The sequence below is a fragment of the Escherichia sp. MOD1-EC5950 genome, from assembly GCF_002965345.1.
Lineage (GTDB): Bacteria > Pseudomonadota > Gammaproteobacteria > Enterobacterales > Enterobacteriaceae > Escherichia > Escherichia marmotae.
On the sequence record NZ_PTSR01000027.1, the window covers coordinates 7,164 to 28,838 of the forward strand.

Genomic DNA, 21,675 nt, shown 5'->3' on the forward strand with positions numbered 1-21,675 from the left:
ATTATGAGCCTGATTATTGATGTTATTTCGCGTAAAACATCCGTCAAACAAACGCTGATTAATCCGGGCGACGTCACGGTTGTTATTTATGAGCCATCTGTGGTGCAGATTCATGCTCAGGCATCTGCCGTCGCACGTTATGTTCGCGAAGGAAATGACCTGCTGATTTATATGCAGGATGGTACGGTTGTCCGTTGCAATGGCTATTTTTTGCAAGCGGCTAATTCAACTGAACAATCGGAGCTGGTCTTTGCCGATGGACAACAGCTTACACATGTCACTTTTGCTGATACTGCTGCGGGTGGTTTAGCCCCTGTGGAGCTGGTAGCCCATACTGCAGCCATTGAAAGTATTGCACCATTTCTTGATACCGTTGCTCAGACGAGCACCTTCCCGTGGGGATGGTTAGCGGGTGCAGCGGTAGGTGGCGGCGCGCTTGGCGCTTTGCTGGCAAGTGGTGGTGGTGATGATTCGAAAACTGAAGTGGTTAATAACCCACCGCCAGCCGAACCAGGCAATGCTACCCCGTCATTTTTAGTGACCGATAATCAGGGCGACCAGCGCGGCATTCTCGCTACCAATGACATCACCGATGACACCACGCCAACCTTTAGCGGCAGCGGACAGGCGGGGGCGACCATCCAGATCAAAGACAGCAACGGCAACACCATCGCCAGTACACAGGTAGACAGCAACGGGCACTGGAACGTTTCTTTACCTACACAAAGTGCCGGTGAACATACCTGGTCAGTCGTGCAAATTGTCGGCAACACCATCACCGATGCCGGTTCGATAACGTTAACTATCGACAACAGTCAGGCCGCCGTACAGGTTGCCACCACCGCAGGCGATAACATTATTAACGCCAGCGAGCAGGCTGGCGGATTTACACTTTCTGGCAGCAGTAGCCATCTGGCACAGGGAACAGAACTCACCGTCACGCTTAACGGCAAAACTTACACGACTACCGTCGGGGCTAACGGCGCGTGGAGCGTGCAGGTGCCGACTGCCGATGCGCAGGCGTTAGCTGAAGGGAACCAGGCAGTACTGGTTAGTGGTAAAGATGCCACGGGCAATACGGTCACTGGCGCGCAACTATTAACAGTCGATACCCAGCCGCCGACGCTTGCCATCAATGCTATCGCTCAGGACAACATTGTCAGCGCCGCGGAACATAACGCCGCGCTGGTGTTAAGTGGTACATCGAATGCTGAAGCTGGACAAACCGTTACCCTGACAGTAAACGGTAAAAGCCATACAGCAATCGTCGGTAGCGACGGCACATGGCAGGTGACGCTGCCTGCCGCAGAAGTGCAGGCACTGACGGAGGGTAACTACGCCGTAAATGCCAGCGTCAGCGACCGGGCAGGAAACGCCACCAGCAACAGCGCAAATTTCACGGTAGACACCAGTGCGCCTGTGGTCAGCGTTAACACCGTTGCGGGTGACGATGTTCTTAACACCGCTGAACAGATTGTGGCACAGATTATTTCCGGGCGGGTCAGTGGGGCTTCACCTGGCGACACGGTCACCGTCAAATTAGGTGCCACGGTTCTGACCGGTGTGGTGCTGGCAGACGGCACCTGGAATGTCGCTCTGGATCCAGCGGTAACCCGCACGCTGGCGCGTGGGCCTAACGACCTTATTGTCACGGTTACCGATGCTGCCGGAAATACCGGTACAGCGACTCATAACATCACCCTGGCGGGCGTCGCGCCGCAGGTGGCGATAGATCCCATCAGCGGTGATAACGTACTGAATGCGCTGGAGTCTCAGCAGCCGCTAACGTTAAGCGGCACCAGCAATTTGCCCGATGGCGGCACGGTTAACGTGACGCTGAATAATGTCACTTATAGTGCGCAGGTTAACGGCGGCGTGTGGTCATTGAGCGTGCCAGTAAGCGATGTCCTGAACCTGGCAAACACCAACTATATTGTTACCGCCAGCGCCACGGATGTGACCGGCAATACGGGAACCGCGCAAAGCAACTTACTGGTCGATACGGTGCTGCCGCAGGTGATTATCAACACCTTTGCGGGCGACAACGTGGTGAACAATGCCGAAGCGGCGGCAGATCAAACCCTGAGCGGGCGCGTAGTGGGCGCAGTGCAGGGCGATACTGTAACCATTGAGCTGGGTGGCAATACGTACACGGCGACGGTGGGGAGCAACCTCACCTGGAGTGTGAACGTTCCGGCGGCTGATTTACAGGCGCTGGGCGATGGCGCATTAACAATCAACGCCTCTGTGACGAACGGACACGGCAACACCGGTAATGGTGAACGTGATATCACCATCAGCGCCACGCTGCCGGGTCTGCGTATCAATACTATTTCCGGCGATGACGTTATTAACGCCCTCGAACAGCAACAAGATCTGGTTATTTCTGGTAGCAGTAGCCATCTTCCCACGGGCACCACCGTGACGGTAACGCTCGGCAACGAAACGTATCAAGGCGTGACCGATAGCAACGGCAACTGGCAGGTGGGCGTTCCGGCTGCGGACTTGCAGGCGCTCAGTGCAGGCACGGTCGTCGTGACGGCCAGTGCAACAGACCCGGCAGGTAACCCGGTCTCTATCGACCACAACGTGCTTGTTGATGCGGGTGAAGTGGCGATCGCTATCAACATCGTTTCCGGCGATGACATTATCAACGCCGCAGAAAAAGGCTCGCCGCTGACGCTGACTGGCACCACCCAGGGCGTCGAGGCCGGGCAAACTGTGGTGGTGAAATTCGCCGGGCAAACCCTGACGACCACAGTACAGAACGACGGTTCCTGGAGCCTGACCGTACCCGCCAGTACAGTCAGTAGCCTGTCAGATGGCGCAACGGAAATCACCGCAACTGTCACTAATACCAGCGGTAACACCGGCGACACCTCCCGCACGATTACCGTCGATAGCCAGGCTCCGGCCTTAAGCATCGATTCGCTGACCGCCGATAACATCATTAATGCCACTGAAAGCGGACAAGATTTGTCTATCACCGGCACCACCGACGCCCAGCCAGGGCAGACGGTAACGGTCACGCTGAATGGGCAGACCTATCAGGGCACTGTGCAGTCAGACGGCACCTGGAGCGTGACCGTTCCCGCCGCCAACGTTGACGCGCTGGCTGACGGCAACGCCACGGTCACCGCCAGGGTGAACGATATCGCCGGTAACCCGACCAGCGTTTCACGTGTGGCGCTGGTGGATGCCACGCCGCCGGTGGTGACCATTAATCCGGTGGCGACCGACAACGTCATCAACACGCCGGAACATGCTCAGGCGCAAATCATCAGCGGCACGGTCACTGGCGCACAGGCGGGCGATATCGTCACCGTGACGCTGAATAATGAGAATTACACCACGGTGGTGGATGCTTCCGGCAACTGGAGTCTGGGCGTTCCGGCCTCGGTGGTCAGTGGGCTGGCGGACGGCAGTTATCCTGTCAGCGTCTCGGTAACCGACAAAGCCGGAAACACGGGCAGCCAGTCACTGACCGTCACGGTCGATACCGCCGCGCCGGTGATTGGTATTAACACCATTGCTGGCGACGATGTGATTAACGCCAGCGAAAAAGGAGCCGATGTTCAAATTACCGGCACCAGCGATCAGCCTGTTAATACCGCCATCACCGTGACATTGAACGGGCAAAATTATACGGCGACGACCGACGCCTCCGGCAACTGGAGCGTGACGGTTCCGGCATCGGCGGTAACCGCATTAGGCCAGGCCAACTATACGGTGACAGCAGCGGTGACCAGCGGTATCGGCAATAGCGCCACCGCCAGCCATAACCTCCTGGTCGACAGCGCGCTGCCCGGCGTGACCATTAATCCGGTAGCAACCGACGATATCATTAACGCCGCCGAAGCGGGCGTAGCGCAAACCATCAGCGGGCAGGTGACTGGAGCTGCCGTTGGCGACACGGTAACCGTTACGCTGGGTGGCAATACCTACACCACCACCGTACAGCCTGGATTAAGCTGGAGCGTGAGCGTTCCGGCGGCGGATATCCAGGCGCTGGGTAATGGTGATTTGACGGTGAGCGCCTCAGTCACCAATGAAAACGGCAACACCGGCAGCGGTACGCGGGATATCACCGTTGACGCCAATCTGCCTGGTCTACGGGTCGATACGGTGGCGGGTGATGATGTGGTCAATATCATCGAACACGGGCAGGCGCTGGTCATCACCGGCAGCAGCTCGGGGCTGGCAGAAGGCACGCCGCTTACCGTCACGATTAATAATGTGGAATACACCACTGCGGTGCAGGTCGATGGTAGCTGGAGCGTGGGCGTCACGGCGGCGCAGGTTAGCGCCTGGCCTGCGGGGACGGTGACGGTTGCCGTGTCCGGGGAAAGTAGCGCCAGCAACCCAGTGAGCATTACGCATCCGGTAACGGTCGATCTCACTCCGGCGGCTATTTCTATCAACACCATCGCCACGGACGACGTGATTAATGCCGCAGAAAAAGGCGCTGATTTAACCCTTTCCGGCACCACCACTAACGTAGAAGCCGGACAAACGGTCACCGTGACCTTTGGCGGGAAAAATTACACTGCCAGCGTGGCGAGCGATGGTAGCTGGACTGCCACCGTACCCGCTGCTGATTTAGCGTCATTAACTGATGGAGCCGCCACCGCGCAGGCCAGCGTCAGCAACGTCAACGGCAATAGCGCCTCGGCGGTGCATAACTACAGCGTCGACAGCAGTGCGCCAACCATCATTATTAATACCGTTGCCAGCGACAATATCGTCAATGGCAGCGAAGCCGATGCGGGCGTGACGGTGAGCGGTAGCACCACCGCCGAAGCGGGGCAGATTGTTACGGTAACGCTCAATAGCCCAACCGTGCAGACATATCAGGCAACGGTACAGGCCGATGGCACCTGGAGCATCAATATTCCGGCGGCAGATCTCGCAGCGTTGACGGATGGCAGCCATACCCTGACGGCGACGGTCAATGACAAAGCGGGCAACCCGGCGAGCACCACGCATAATCTGGCGGTGGATCTCACCGTTCCGGTACTTACCATCAACACCATTGCCGACGATGACATTATTAACGCCGCCGAACACGGGCAGGCGCTGGTGATTTCTGGTTCCAGCACCGGTGGAGAAGCGGGGGATGTCGTCACCGTTACGCTAAACAGTAAAACCTACACCACGACGCTTGATGCCTCCGGCAACTGGAGCGTCGGCGTTCCGGCGGCGGACGTCACCGCGCTGGGCAGCGGTTCACAGACCGTAACGGCGAGCGTTACCGATGCGGCAGGCAACAGCGACAGCGAGACGCACACGGTTACCGTTAACCTTACCGCGCCGACTATTGGCATTAACACCATCGCCACCGATGACGTCATTAACGCCAGCGAAAAAGGCGCGGATCTGCAAATTTCTGGCACCAGTAATCAGCCCGCAGGCACCACAATTACGCTGACGCTTAACGGGCAAAATTACACCGCGACGACAGACGCCGCAGGCAACTGGAGTACCACAGTGCCAGCCTCTGCTGTCGGCGCGCTGGGCGAAGCCAGCTACACGGTGACGGCGAACGTCACCGACAGCGCGGGTAACAGCAATTCCGCCAGTCATAATGTGCAGGTCAATACCGCGCTACCTGGCGTCACCCTTAATCCGGTGGCGACCGACGATATTATTAACGCGGCGGAATCGGGTTCCGCCCAGACTATCAGCGGCCAGGTGACGGGCGCAGCGGCGGGCGATACCGTCACCGTAACGCTTGGCGGGAAAACCTATACCGCCACCGTGCAGGGCAATTTAAGCTGGAGCGTGGACGTTCCGGCAGCGGATATTCAGGCCATCGGTAATGGCGACCTGACGGTTAACGCCTCGGTGACCAACAGCGTGGGCAATACCGGCAGCGGTTCGCGAGATATTACTATCGACGCCAATTTGCCTGGTCTGCGCGTCGATACCGTGGCGGGCGATGATGTGGTCAATAGCATCGAGCACACTCAGGCGCTGGTGATAACCGGTAGCAGCAGCGGGCTGGCTGCGGGCGCGGCGCTGACGGTGGTGATTAACACGGTCACTTACGCTGCGACAGTATTAGTCGATGGCACGTGGAGCGTCGGTGTTCCGGCGGCAGATGTGGGCAACTGGCCTGCGGGGACGGTGAATATTACGGTTTCAGGCGCCAGTAGTGCCGGAAACCCGGTCACCATCACCCATCCGGTCACCGTCGATCTGGCGGCGGTGGCGATTTCCATTAACACCGTTTCCGGCGACGATGTGATTAACGCCGCTGAAAAAGGGGCAGATTTAACCCTTTCTGGCAGCACCTCCGGCGTGGAAGCGGGGCAAACCGTCACCGTCACCTTTGGCGGCAAAACTTATACCGCCACTGTAGCGGGCGATGGTAGCTGGACAACCAGCGTACCCGCCGCCGATCTCAACGCGTTACGCGACGGTGACGCTACGGTGCAGGCCAGCGTCAGCAACGTTAACGGCAACACGGCTTCGGCAACCCACGCCTACAGCGTCGATGCCACGGCACCCACGCTTTCCATCAATACCATTGCCACCGACGATATTCTTAACGCCGCTGAGGCGGGCAATCCGTTAACCATCAACGGCACCAGTAGCGCCGAAGCGGGTCAGACGGTAACCGTCACGCTTAATGGCGTCAGCTATACCGGCACCGTTCAGGCGGACGGAAGCTGGAGCGTCAGCGTACCGACAACAGATCTCAGCAATCTGACCGCCAGCCCGTACACCGTCAGCGCCTCGGTAAACGACAAGGCGGGTAACCCGGCGACCGCAATTCACGGTCTGGCGGTGGATCTCACTGTTCCGGTATTAACGATCAACACCGTCTCCGGCGATGACATTATTAACGCCTCCGAACACGGACAGGCGCTGGTGATCTCCGGTTCCAGCACCGGCGGGGAAGCGGGCGATGTCATCACCGTCACGTTAAACAGTAAAACCTACACCACGACGCTGGACGCTTCCGGCAACTGGAGCGTCGGCGTTCCGGCGGCAGATGTCACTGCGCTGGGCAGCGGTGCGCAAACCATCACCGCGACCATTACCGACGCGGCAGGCAACATCGATGACGCCAGCCGCACGGTTACCGTGAATCTGACCTCGCCAACCATTGGCATCAACACCATTGCTACGGATGACGTGATTAACGCCACGGAAAAAGGCGCGGATCTGCAAATCACCGGCACCAGTAATCAGCCAGCAGGCACTACGGTTACAGTGACGCTGAACGGGCAAAATTACACCGCCACCACAGATGCTTCCGGCAACTGGAGCGCCACGGTGCCAGCTTCGGCGGTTAGCGCGCTGGGTGAAGCTAACTACACAGTAACCGCGAACGTCACAGACAGCGCGGGCAACAGCAACTCCGCCAGCCATAGCGTGCTGGTCAACAGCGCCTTGCCTGCTGTCACCATTAACGCGGTGGCGACCGACGATATTATTAACGCTGCTGAATCCGGTAACGCGCAAACCATCAGCGGTCAGGTGACGGGCGCAGCGGCGGGCAATACGGTCACCGTGACGCTGGGCGGCAACACCTACACTGCCACGGTGCAGGCTAACTTAAGCTGGAGCGTCAGCGTTCCGGCGGCGGATATTCAGGCCATCGGCAACGGCTCTCTCACCGTAAACGCCTCGGTGACTAACGGCGTCGGCAACACCGGCAGCGGTACGCGCGATATCACAATCGACGCCAATCTGCCTGGCTTACGGGTCGATACTGTGGCGGGCGACGATGTCATTAACAGCATTGAGCACAGTCAGGCACTGGTGGTAACCGGTAGCAGCACCGGGTTAACGGCAGGAACGGCGTTAACGGTCGTGATTAATAGCGTCACCTATGGCGCGACGGTGTTAGCCGACGGCACATGGAACCTCGGTGTTCCGGCGGCGGATGTCAGCAACTGGCCTGCGGGTACGGTGGATATTACGGTAAGCGGCACCAACAGCGCCGGAACAACCTCCACCATTACCCATCCGGTCACCGTTGATCTCACCGCCGTTGCCATCACCATTAACACCGTTTCCGGCGATGATGTGATCAACGCCGTCGAGAAAGGCGAAACGCTGGTGGTGAGCGGCAGCACCAGCGGCGTGGAAGCCGGGCAAACGGTGACCGTCACCTTTGGCGGCAAAAATTACACCACTACCGTGGAAGCCAACGGTAGCTGGACGGTGAACGTGTTACCTGCCGATCTCGCTGCGTTGCCGGACGGCGCGGGCAACGTGCAGGTGAGCGTCAGCAACATTAACGGCAACAGCGCCCAGGCGGATCGCGCGTACAGCGTCGATGCCACCGCGCCGCTTGTGACCATCAACACCATCGCTAGCGACGATATTCTCAACGTAAGCGAAGCTGGCGCGGGGATAACCATCAGCGGCACCACCACGGCGCAGGCCGGACAGACGCTGACCGTTACGCTGAATAACAACACTTACCAGACCACCGTTCAGGCGGATGGCACCTGGAGCGTGAACGTTCCGGCAACGGACTTAAGCGGATTAACCGCCAGCAGCTATACCGTGACTGCGACGGTGAGCGACAAAGCGGGTAACCCGGCAAGTGCCGACCATGCGCTGGCGGTGGACGTTACCGCACCTGATCTCACCATTAACACCGTTGCGGGCGATGACATTATCAACGCCATCGAACACGGGCAGGCGCTGGTCGTCAGCGGAACCAGCACGGGCGCGGCGGCGGGCGATGTGGTCACGGTTAACCTGAACGGTAAAAACTACACCACCACGCTGGACGCCTCCGGTAACTGGAGCGTCGGCATTCCGGCGGCGGATGTCACGGCACTGGCAACCGGTAGCCAGACTATTACCGCCAGCCTTAGCGACCGTGCGGGCAACAGCGACAGCACCACCCGCGATGTCACCGTTGATCTCAGCGGCCCGACGCTGACCATCAACACCGTTTCCGGCGATGACATCATTAACAATACCGAGAAAACCCAGGATCTGACCATCAGCGGCGGCTCCAGCGGTCTGGCGACCGGCACCACGGTCACTGTGATGTTGAACGGCCTGGCGTACAGCGCCACCACCGATGGTTCCGGTAACTGGAGCGTTACCGTGCCAGCTTCGGCGGTCGGTGCGCTGGGCGAGGCGGTTTATTCGATTAGCGCCACCGCTACCGACAGCGCGGGCAACAGCGGCAGCACAACGCATACGGTGAATGTCGAATCGCTGCTGCCTGGGGTGATCATTAATACCGTAGCAGGCGATGACATTATCAACGCCGCTGAAATCGCCGTTAACCAGACCATCAGCGGGCAGGTAACGGGAACGGCAGAAGCGGGGAATACGGTGACGGTCACGCTTGGTGGCAACCAATACACTGCCACCGTGCAGCCAGATTTAAGCTGGAGCGTCAGCGTACCGGCGGCAGATTTGCAGGCGCTGGGCAACGGTGAACTGACCATCAGCGCCTCGGTGACCAACACCACAGGCAATACCGGCACCGCAACGCACGACATTGTGATAGACGCTAACCTGCCTGGTCTGCGCGTCGATACCGTGGCAGGCGATGATGTGGTTAATATTATCGAACACGGTCAGGCACTGGTGGTCACCGGCAGCAGCACCGGACTGGCGGCGGGAACGCCACTGACAGTGGAAATCAACGGCGTCACCTACGGCGCAACGGTATTAGCCGACGGCACCTGGAGCGTGGGCGTTCCGGTTGGGGATGTCGCTAACTGGCCTGCGGGGACGGTCGATATTACGGTTACAGGCACCAACACCGCCGGAACGACAACCAGCATTAGCCATCCGGTCACCGTCGATCTCGCCGCCGTCGCTATCACCATCAATATACTTTCCGGCGACGATGTGATTAACGCCGCCGAAAAAGGCAGTGATTTGCAGCTCTCCGGCACCACCTCCGGCGTGGAAGCGGGGCAGACCATTACCGTTATTTTCGGCGGCAAAAGCTACACCACCACCGTGGCAACGGGCGGTAGCTGGGGCTTGACAGTTCCGGCGGCGGATCTCGCAACCTTGCCAGATGGCGCAGCAAACGTACAAGCCAGCGTCAGCAACGTAGCTGGTAACATCGCCCAGACAACACATGCTTACAGCGTTGATGCCACCGCGCCCTCTGTCACCATCAACACCATCGCCACGGACGATATTCTTAACGCCGCTGAAGCGGGATCGGCGCTGACTATCAGCGGCACCAGTACGGCAGAAGCCGGGCAGACGGTGACCGTGACGCTAAACGGCGTCGATTACAGCGGCAATGTACAGGCAGACGGTAGCTGGAGCGTCAGCGTACCGACTGGCGATTTAGTTAACCTCACCGCTAATTCGTATACGGTCAGTGCATCGGTCAGCGACAAAGCAGGCAACCCGGCCTCGGCAACGCATAACCTGACGGTGGATCTTGCCGCTCCGGTTGTCACCATCAACACGGTGGCGGGCGATGACGTGATTAATGCCACAGAACACGCCCAGGCACAGGTTATCAGCGGCTCGGCAACGGGCGCGACCACCGGTAACACGGTTTCCGTTACCATTGGCACGACCACCTATACCACCGTGCTGGACGCCAACGGCAACTGGAGCATCGGCGTGCCTGCCAGCGTGATTTCCGCACTGGCGCAGGGCGATGTAACCATTACCGCCACGGTCACCGACTCCGCAGGCAACAGCGGCACGGCCTCGCACGTCGTCAACGTGGCGCTCGGCGCACCCGTGCTCGGCATTAACACGATTGCCGTCGACGACATTATCAACGCCACGGAGAAAGGCGCGGATCTGGCGATTTCCGGCACCAGCAACCAGCCTGCGGGCACGCAGGTAACCGTCACGTTCAATGGGCAAAATTACACCACCACAGCCGATTCTTCCGGGAACTGGAGCGTGACCGTTCCGGCGTCTGCGGTGGGTTCGCTTGGTGAAGCGACTTATACGGTGACCGCCACCGCAACCGATGTTGATGGCAACAGCGGTTCCGCCAGCCATAACGTACAGGTCAATACCGCGCTGCCAGGCGTCACCATTAACGTTGTGGCAACGGACGATATTATTAACGCCGCCGAAGCCGGGGCAGATCAAACCATCAGCGGTCAGGTGACGGGCGCGGCGGCGGGCGACACAGTGACCGTCACGCTCGGCGGAGCGACTTACACCGCCACGGTGCAGGCGAATTTAAGCTGGAGTATTAATATTCCGGCAGCCGCTTTACAGGCATTGGGCAACGGCGAGCTGACCATTTCAGCCACGGTGACGAACAGCGTAGGCAATACCGGTAACGGCACGCGTGAAATCACCATAGATGCGAATCTCCCCGGTCTGCGGGTCGATACTGTCGCGGGCGATGATGTGGTTAATATCATCGAGCACGGGCAGGCGCTGGTGATTACCGGCAGCAGTTCCGGTCTGGCTGCGGGTGCGGTACTCACGGTTTCGATTAATAACCAGACCTATAGCGCAACGGTTTTAGCCGATGGTTCATGGAGCGTCGGTGTTCCGGCGGCGGATGTCAGCGCCTGGCCTGCGGGGACGGTCACGATTACGGCGAGCGGTAGCACCACTGCCGGAAATCCGGTCAGCGTCACGCATCCGGTCACCGTCGATCTCACGGCGATTGCCGTCAGCATCAACGCCATTACCGCCGATGATGTGATTAACGCCGCCGAAAAAGGCACGGCGTTAACGCTCTCCGGCAGCACGTCCGGCGTGGAAGCCGGGCAAACGGTCACCGTCACCTTTGGCGGCAAAACCTACAGCGCCACGGTGGCTGCGAATGGTTCGTGGAGTACCACGGTTCCGGCGGCGGATATGGCCGCCCTGCGTGATGGCGATGCCAGCGCGCAGGCCAGCGTCAGCAACGTTAACGGCAACAGCGCCACCACTACCCACGCTTACAGCGTCGATGCCAGCGCGCCAACGGTGACCATCAACACTATTGCGGGCGACGATATTCTTAATGCCGCCGAAGCCGGTACGGCGCTGACCATCACCGGCAGCAGTACGGCGGAAGTGGGGCAAACGGTGACCGTCACGCTCAATGGCGCAAATTATACCGGCACGGTACAAACGGACGGTAGCTGGAGCGTCAGCGTGCCGCCAGCAGCGTTAAGCGCCCTGACCGCCAGTAACTACACCGTCAGCGCGGCGGTGAGCGACAAAGCCGGAAACCCGGCCTCCGTTAACCACAATCTGACCGTTGATACTTCCGTTCCGCTCGTCACCATCAACACGGTAGCGGGCGATGATGTCATCAATGCCACAGAACACGCCCAGGCGCAGATTATCAGCGGCTCCGCCACTGGCGCGGCAACCGGTAGCACCGTCACGGTGACTATCGGCACAAATACCTTTACCACGGTGCTGGATGCCAGCGGTAACTGGAGCGTCGGCGTACCGGCAAGCGTCGTCTCGGCGCTGGCGAACGGTACGGTCACCATTAACGCCAGTGTCACCGATGCCGCCGGAAACAGCGGCAGCGCCACCCATCAGGTGACGGTCAATACCGGTCTGCCATCAATTACCTTTAACGCCATCAGCGGCGATAACGTTTTGAACGCCGATGAAAAAGGCCAGCCGTTGACCATCAGCGGCAGCAGCTCCGGGCTGGCGACCGGCGCACAGGTGACCGTCACGCTTAACGGTCATAACTACAGTGCCACCACCGACGCAGCAGGCAACTGGACGTTAACCGTACCGGCGAGCGATCTGGCAGCCTTAGGTCAGGCCAACTATACCGTCAGCGCCAGCGCCACCAGTGCAGTGGGCAACACGGTCAGCAGCCAGGCAAATTTACTGGTCGACAGCGGCCTGCCGGGCGTCACCATCAACACCGTGGCGGGCGACGATATTATCAACGCCGCTGAAGCGGGCGCCGATCAAACCATCAGTGGGGCGGTGACCCGCGCCGCCGCAGGCGATACGGTTACTGTCACGCTGGGTGGCAATACTTATACTGCACAAGTTCAGGCCGATTTAAGCTGGAGCGTCAGCGTTCCGGCAGCCGATCTCCAGGCGCTGGGCAATGGCGATTTAACCATTAACGCCTCGGTCACCAACGCCAGTGGCAACACCGGCAGCGGCACGCGGGATATCACCATTGATGCCAATCTGCCGGGGCTGCGCGTCGATACCGTGGCGGGCGATGATATCGTCAACAGCATCGAACACGGGCAGGCGCTGGTGATCACCGGCGGCAGTAGCGGCCTGAATACCGGCGCAGCGCTGACGGTCACCATCAACGGCGTGGCCTATGCCGCCACGGTACAGGCGGACGGTAGCTGGAGCGTAGGCATTCCGGCGGCGAACGTCAGCACCTGGCCTGCGGGGCCGTTAACCGTTGAAGTCGTCGGCCAGAGCAGCGCCGGAAATCCGGTCAACGTCAGCCATCCGTTCACCGTCGATTTAACGGCGGTAGCTATCAGCATCAACACCGTTGCCAGCGATGATGTGATTAACGCCGCCGAAAAAGGCACCGACCTGACCCTTTCCGGCAGCACCAGCGGGATTGCAAGCGGGCAAACCGTTACCGTCACCTTTGGCGGCAAAACTTACACCGCAAGCGTCGCCGCCAACGGGAGCTGGAGCGTAACGGTTCCGGCGGCGGATCTGGCAACCCTGCCAGACGGCGCGGCGAACGTGCAGGCCAGCGTCAGCAGCGCGAGCGGCAATAACGCTTTGGCAACTCATGCGTACAGCGTCGATGCCAGCGCGCCGACGCTCACCATTAACACCATCGCCAGCGACGATATCCTGAACGCCACAGAGGCCGGAAGCCCGCTCACCGTCAGCGGCACCAGTACCGCCGAAGCCGGGCAGACGGTGACCGTCACCCTTAACGGCGCAACCTACACCGGGAATGTACAGGCGGACGGTAGCTGGAGCGTCAATGTTCCCACCTCAGCCTTAGGCGCGCTGACCGCAAGCAATTACACCGTCAGCGCCACGGTCAATGACAAAGCGGGCAACCCCGGCAGCGCCAGCCATAATCTGGCGGTAGACACCACCGCGCCGGTTCTCACCATTAACACCGTGGCGGGCGATGACATCATCAACGATGCTGAACACGCGCAGGCGCTGGTGATTTCCGGCACCAGCACTGGCGGAGAAGCGGGCGACGTGGTGAGCGTTGTGCTCAACGGCAAAACCTACACCACCACGCTGGACGCCTCCGGTAACTGGAGCGTCGGTGTACCGGCGGCGGATGTGACGGCGCTGGGTAGCGGTGCACAGACCATCACCGCCAGCGTCAGCGATCGGGCGGGTAACAGCGACGACGCCAGCCGCACCGTGACCGTCAGCCTCAGCGCGCCAGTGATTGGCATCAACACCATCGCGGGCGATGACGTGATCAACGCCACTGAAAAAGGATCGAATCTGGCGCTTTCCGGCACCAGCGATCAACCTGCGGGCACGGCGATCACCGTTACGCTGAATGGACAAAACTACAGCGCCACCACCGATGCCTCCGGCAACTGGAGCGTTACCGTGCCCGCCTCGGCGGTCAGTGCGCTGGGCGAAGCCACCTACAGCGTCACGGCGAGCGTCACCAACGCCCAGGGCAACAGCAGCACCGCCAGCCATAACGTGCAGGTCAATACCGCGCTGCCGGGCGTAACCATTAATCCGGTGGCAACGGACGACATTATCAACGCCGCTGAAGCAGGCAGTGCACAAACTATCAGCGGCCAGGTAACCGGTGCGGCGGCGGGCAGCACCGTCACCGTTACGCTGGGCGGCAAAACCTACAGCGTCACCGTCCAGCCAGATTTAAGCTGGAACGTGAGCGTGCCTGCCGCCGACTGGCAGGCGCTGGGTAACGGTGAGTTAACCGTTAACGCCTCGGTCACCAACGCTGTTGGCAACACCGGCAGCGGCACGCGCGATATCACCATTGACGCCAGTCTGCCAGGTCTGCGAGTCGACACCGTTGCAGGCGATGATGTGGTCAATATCATCGAACATGGTCAGGCGCAGGTGATTTCCGGCAGCAGCTCCGGCTTTGCCGCAGGCACGGCGCTGACGGTGGTGATTAATAATCAAACTTACGCTGCAACGGTGCTGGCGAACGGCAACTGGAGCGTCGGCGTTCCGGCGGCGGATGTCAGCAACTGGTCTGCGGGAACGCTGAACATTAGCGTTAGCGGCGCGAACAGTGCCGGAACCCAGACCAGCATTACCCATCCGGTCACCGTTGATCTCACCGCCGTTGCCATCAGCATTAACGCCATCACCAGCGATGATGTGATTAACGCCGCCGAAAAAGGCGCGGCGTTAACGCTCTCCGGCAGCACCTCCGGCGTCGAAGCGGGGCAAATCGTTACCGTTACCTTTGGCGGCAAAACTTACAGCGCCACGGTGGCGGCAAACGGTAGCTGGAGCACCACCGTTCCGGCCGCGGATATGGCGGCTCTGCGTGATGGCGATGCCAGCGCCCTGGTGCGGGTGACTAACGTCAACGGCAACAGCGCCACGGCAACGCATGAATACAGCGTCGATAGCGCCGTGCCAATGGTGACCATCAACACCATTGCCAGCGATAACATCATCAATGCCAGCGAAGCGGCGGCGGGCGTAACGGTTTCCGGCACCAGTACGGCGGAAGCGGGGCAAACGTTGACCGTCACGCTTAACGGCACTACCTACCAGACCACGGTGCAGGCGGATGGTAGCTGGAGCTTAACGCTGCCTGCCAGCGCCTTAACCACGCTTGCTAATAATGGTTACACCCTGACTGCCACGGTCAGCGATCTGGCGGGTAATCCTGGCAGCGCCAGCAAAGGCGTAACCGTCGATACCACCGCGCCGGTGATTAGCTTTAATACCGTGGCGGGCGATGATGTGATTAACAACGTTGAACACACTCAGGCGCAGATTATCAGCGGCACCGCTACGGGCGCGGTAGCGGGCGACCGCCTGGTGGTGACCATCGCCGGGCAGCAGTATGTCACCAGCACCGATGCCAGTGGCAACTGGAGCGTCGGCGTGCCTGCCAGCGTGATTTCCGGCCTTGCGGACGGCACGGTAACCATCAGCGCCACCATCACCGACAGCGCAGGCAACAGCAGCACCCAGACGCACAACGTGCAGGTGAATACGGCGGCGGTGTCACTTTCGGTCAGTACCATCAGCGGCGATAACCTCATTAACGCCGCCGAAGCAGGCAGTGCGCTGACCCTGAGTGGCACCGGAACGAACTTTGCCACTGGCACCGTAGTCACCGTGTTGCTTAACGGCAAAGGTTATAGCGCCACCATTCAAAGCAACGGGAGCTGGAGCGTGAATGTGCCTGCGGCAGATGTCGCCGCACTAGCCGATGGCACCAGCTACACGGTCAGCGCCTCCGCCCAGGACAGCGCCGGAAACAGCGCTACGGCTTCGCGCAGCGTGGCGGTAGATCTCACCGCGCCGGTGATCAGCATTAATACCGTTTCGACGGACGACCGACTCAACGCCGCTGAACAGCAGCAGCCGTTAACCCTTAACGGCTCGACCAGCGCGGAAGTGGGACAGACGGTCACCGTGACCTTTGGCGGTAAAACCTACACCGCCACGGTTGCCGCCAATGGCACCTGGGCGCTGAACGTGCCAGCGGCAGATCTGGCAACACTTGGGCAGGGCGCACAGACCATTACCGCCAGCGTGAACGACCGCGCCGGTAACCCCGGACAGACCACGCACGCACTGACTGTCGACACCGTTGCGCCGACGATCACCATCGCCACGGTGGCGGGCGACGATATTATCAACAACGCCGAGCAGCTTGCAGGACAAACCATCAGCGGCACCACCACCGCCGAAGTCGGTCAGACGGTGACTGTCACTTTTAACGGGCAAACCTGGACCGCAACGGTTGGTAGCGGAGGAAGCTGGTCGGTATTTATTCCGGCTCAGCAGTTTGTCGGATTAAGCGACGGCAGCTACACCGTCAGCGCGACGGTCAGCGATCAGGCCGGAAACTCCGGCAGCGCCAGCCGTGGCGTCACGTTGAACGGCGACGTCCCCACGGTCACCATCAACACCTTCGCGGGTGATGATGTGGTGAATGCGGCGGAACACGGCTCATCGCTGGTGATCAGCGGCACCACCACCGCGCCGGTCGGTCAGACGCTGACCCTGACTTTAAACGGCAAAACCTACACCACCACGGTGCAGACCGGTGGTAGCTGGAGCTACACCCTCGGCAGCGCCGATGTCACCGCGCTGGCAGATGGCAACGCCTACGTGATTAACGCCTCGGTGAGCAACGCCATTGGCAACACTGGCAGCAACAATCACACCATTACCGTTGATCTCAGCGCTCCGGTGATAGCCATTAATATCGATTCCCTGCAAGCCGACACCGGCCTTAGCGCCAGCGACTTTATCACCAGCGTCAGCCCGGTGGTGGTCAACGGCTCGCTGACCGCTGCGCTTGCCAGTAACGAGACGGCGCAAATCAGTATCGACGGCGGGGTAACCTGGATCACGCTCACCGTGACCGGCACGACCTGGCGCTACAACGACAGCCGCACGCTGACCGATGGTAACTATCTCTATCAGGTGCGGGTCATTGATGCGGCGGGCAATGTCGGCGCGACCGACAGCCAGAACGTGGTGATCGATACCATCGCCCCAGATCCAGCGGTGAAAACCATCGCCATTAGTGCGATTACCACCGATACCGGCTTGATCACTAACGATTTTGTCACCAGCGACACGACGCTTGCGGTGAGCGGCACGCTGGGGGCGACGCTTTCTGCCGGTGAGTTCGCACAAATCAGCATCGACGGCGGCACCACCTGGCAGAACCTGTCGGTAAGCGGTTTGACCTGGACGTACCTTGACGGGCGCACGCTGACCGACGGCAACTACAACTACCAGGTGCGGGTTATCGACACCGCCGGAAATATCGGCGCGACCGCCAGCCAGATAGTCACCGTGGACACCAGCGCGCCGCTGGCGAGCAAAACCATCACCATTGCGGGCATTAGCGATGACACCGGTTTAAGCAGCAGCGATTTTGTTACCCGCGACACCACACTGACCGTGCGCGGGACGCTCGGCGCAACGCTTGCCGCCGATGAACGGGCGCAAATCAGCCTCGACGGCGGCGTTACCTGGGCCACTTTAACCGTTATCGGCACCAACTGGAGCTATGCCGATGGTCGCACACTGACCGACGGCACCTGGAACTACACGGTGCGGGTGGTGGATCTGGCGGGGAACGTCGGGCAGACCGCGACGCAAAACGTGGTGGTTGACACCACCAGCCCGGAAGCGGCAAAAAGCATCACCATTACCGGCATCAGCGATGACACCGGAGCCAGCAGCAGCGATTTTATTACCAGCGACACCACGCTTACCGTGCGCGGCGTACTGGGCGCGGCGCTCGGTGCTAACGAGTTCGCGCAAATCAGTACCGACAACGGCGCAACCTGGGTGAACGTGACGCTGGCGGCAGACGGCCTGAACTGGACATACGCTGACGGGCGCACGTTGACTAACGGCACGACAACCTGGCAGGTGCGGGTGGTCGATCTGGCAGGCAACATTGGCGCAACGGGCAGCCAGTCGGCGCAGATCGACACCGTTAATCCGGCGCAGGTGTTGACCATCGCCAGCATCAGCACCGACACGGGGAGTTCGGCCACCGACTTTATCACCAGTGATACCACGCTCACGCTGACCGGTTCGCTGGGGGCGGGGCTTGCCAGCGGCGAAGTGGCGCAGATTAGCCTCGACGGCGGCGCGACCTGGACCACGCTCACCACCAACGGCACGCAGTGGACTTACACCGACAGCCGCACGCTGACCGATGGCAGCTACGTTTATCAGGTGCGGGTGCTGGATCTGGCGGGGAATACCGGCCCGGTGGTGTCGAAAACGGTGGTGGTCGATACGATTAACCCCACCGCCACGCCGACTATTGTGTCGTATACCGATGATGTCGGGCAGCGTCAGGGGACGTTAAGCAGTTCGCAGGCCACCGACGACACCACGCCGCTGCTGAACGGCGTGCTCTCCGGCCCGCTGGCCAGTGGCGAAGTGGTTTACCTCTACCGCAATGGCCTGCTGTTAGGCGCGGTGACGATGGTCGGCGCACTGAACTGGACTTACAGCGACAGCGGTCTGGTCAGTGGCGCGTACACCTACAGTGCGCGAGTGGTGGATCTGGCAGGGAATATCACCTCCTCCAGTGATTTTGTTCTGACGGTGGATACCTCTATTCCGACCACGCTGGCGCAAATCACCAACCAAACCACGCGTGACACCACGCCGATTATCAGCGGCGTAATCACCGCTGCGCTTGCCAGTGGGCAGTACGTCGAAGTGGTGATCAACGGCAAAACCTACACCTCGCAGCCGGGCGGCGCGGTGGTAGTCGACCCGGCACACAATACCTGGTATGTGCAACTGCCGGATACCGATGCACTGGCAGCGTCCGCAACCGCTTATAACGTCACCGCGCAGGTGAAAAGCTCGGCGGGCAACGGCAACACCGCTAACGTCAGCAACGGCACGGTGACGGTCAACGCGGCAATTGATTACACGCCAGCCTGGACGACCGCCAATAAAACAACGGCCTGGGGGCTGACCTACGGCCTCGACAACCACGGGATGTGGACGGTGCTGGCGAACCAGCAAATTATGCAATCAACCGATCCGCTCACCTGGTCGAAGACCGCACTGACGCTGGTGCAAAGCGGCAACAACTACGCCACCAGTTCCATTGCCGATTACGACCGCAACGGCACGGGCGATCTGTTTATTACCCGCGATGACTACGGTACGGGCTATATCAACGGCTTTACCAATAACGGCGACGGCACCTTTTCCAGCGCGATTCAGGTGAACGTTGGCACGCTGACGTGGTATGGCTCGATTGTGGCGTTTGATAAAGAGGGCGACGGCTATCTCGATTTCTGGATTGGCGACGCTGGCGGGCCGGACTCCAACACCTTCCTGTGGAATAACGCGGGCACCCTGGTAGGCAACTCCACCACCGCCAACAACGGCGGGAGCGCCACGGTCGGCGGGTTGGTAAACGGCTATCTTTCACTTAACGAAGGTTCCGGCGTCGATCTTAACAATGACGGCAGGGTAGATCTGGTTCAACACACCTTCAACCTGAATAACTTCTACACCCTTTCATCGCTCATCAGCCAGGGCAACGGCACGTTTGTCTGGGGGCAGAACACCATCAACACCTTCCTCAGCGTTGCAGGTAGCGGTGGTAACTCGACGTCTGTCTCCATGACCTGGGCAGATTTCGATGGTGACGGCGATATGGATCTCTTCCTGCCTGCCAGTCAGGGGAGGGCAAACTTCGGCTCGCTGTTATTCAACACCAACGGCGTACTGGGGAGTCCGGTTGCGGTGGGCGCAACGGGCACAACCTATGCCAGCCAGTTCAGCGTAGCGGTGGACTGGGATCATGACGGGTTAATGGATATCGCCCGTATTGCCCAGACCGGACAGTCGTATCTTTACACCAACGTTGGCGGTGCCAGCAACTGGACACAGTCGGTACTCGGCGGCAGCCAGAGTGGCACCACCAGCGGCGTGGCGGCAATGGACTACGACTGGGATGGCGCGGTGGATGTACTGGTGACCAAACAGTCGGGCAGCGTGTTCCTGATCCGTAACACCAACACGGTGAGCTACGGCACTTCGCTGCACCTGCGCATTACCGATCCCAACGGTATTAACGTCTATTACGGTAACACCGTGAAGCTGTACAACTCGGCGGGTGTGCTGGTCGCCACGCAAATCATCAACCCGCAGTCGGGGATGGGGGTTAACGACACCTCGGCGCTGGTCAATTTCTACGGGCTGAATGCCGGAGAAACCTACAACGCGGTGTTGATCAAATCCACCGGTGCCACCGCCAGCAATATCGACCAGACGGTAAACACCACCTGGGGCGGTTTACATGCCACTGATGCTACCCACGCTTACGATCTCAGCGCCGAAGCAGGCACTGCGAGCAACAACGGCAAATTTGTCGGCACCGGCTATAACGACACCTTCTTCGCCACCGCAGGCACCGACACTTACGACGGCTCCGGCGGCTGGGTGTACAGCTCCGGCACCGGAACCTGGCTGGCGAACGGCGGGATGGACGTGGTTGATTTCCGGCTTTCGACGGTGGGCGTGACCGCTAACTTAAGCAGCACCGCCGCGCAGGCCACCGGTTTTAACACCTCGACATTTACCAATATCGAAGGCATTTCTGGATCGAATTTTAACGACACCCTGACCGGCAGCACAGGCGATAACCAACTGGAAGGGCGCGGCGGTAACGACACGCTCAATATCGGCAACGGCGGTCACGACACCTTGCTCTATAAACTGCTCAACGCCAGCGACGCCACCGGCGGCAACGGTTCGGACGTGGTGAATGGCTTTACGGTAGGGACATGGGAAGGCACCGCCGACACCGATCGCATTGATATTCGTGAACTGTTACAGGGTAGCGGCTACACCGGAAACGGCAAAGCCAGCTACGTCAACGGTGTGGCGACGCTGGATGCACAGGCCGGAAACATCGGTGATTTTGTCAAAGTTACCCAGAGCGGCAGCGACACCATCGTGCAGATCGACCGCGACGGCACGGGCGGCGGCTTTGCGACAGCTAACGTGGTCACGCTGACGGGCGTGCATACCGACCTTGCCACTTTGCTGGCGAATCATCAATTGATGGTGGTGTAGATA

1 protein-coding gene is annotated in these 21,675 nt (G+C 60.0%); it reads left to right on the plus strand.

Annotated elements, in window-relative coordinates:
• The first annotated feature begins 3 nt into the window (after positions 1-3).
• Positions 4-21,672, plus strand: coding sequence for an Ig-like domain-containing protein (locus BEA93_RS19965; protein ID WP_105225024.1), 21,669 nt, complete (start codon positions 4-6; stop codon positions 21,670-21,672).
• Positions 21,673-21,675: the final 3 nt, after the last annotated feature.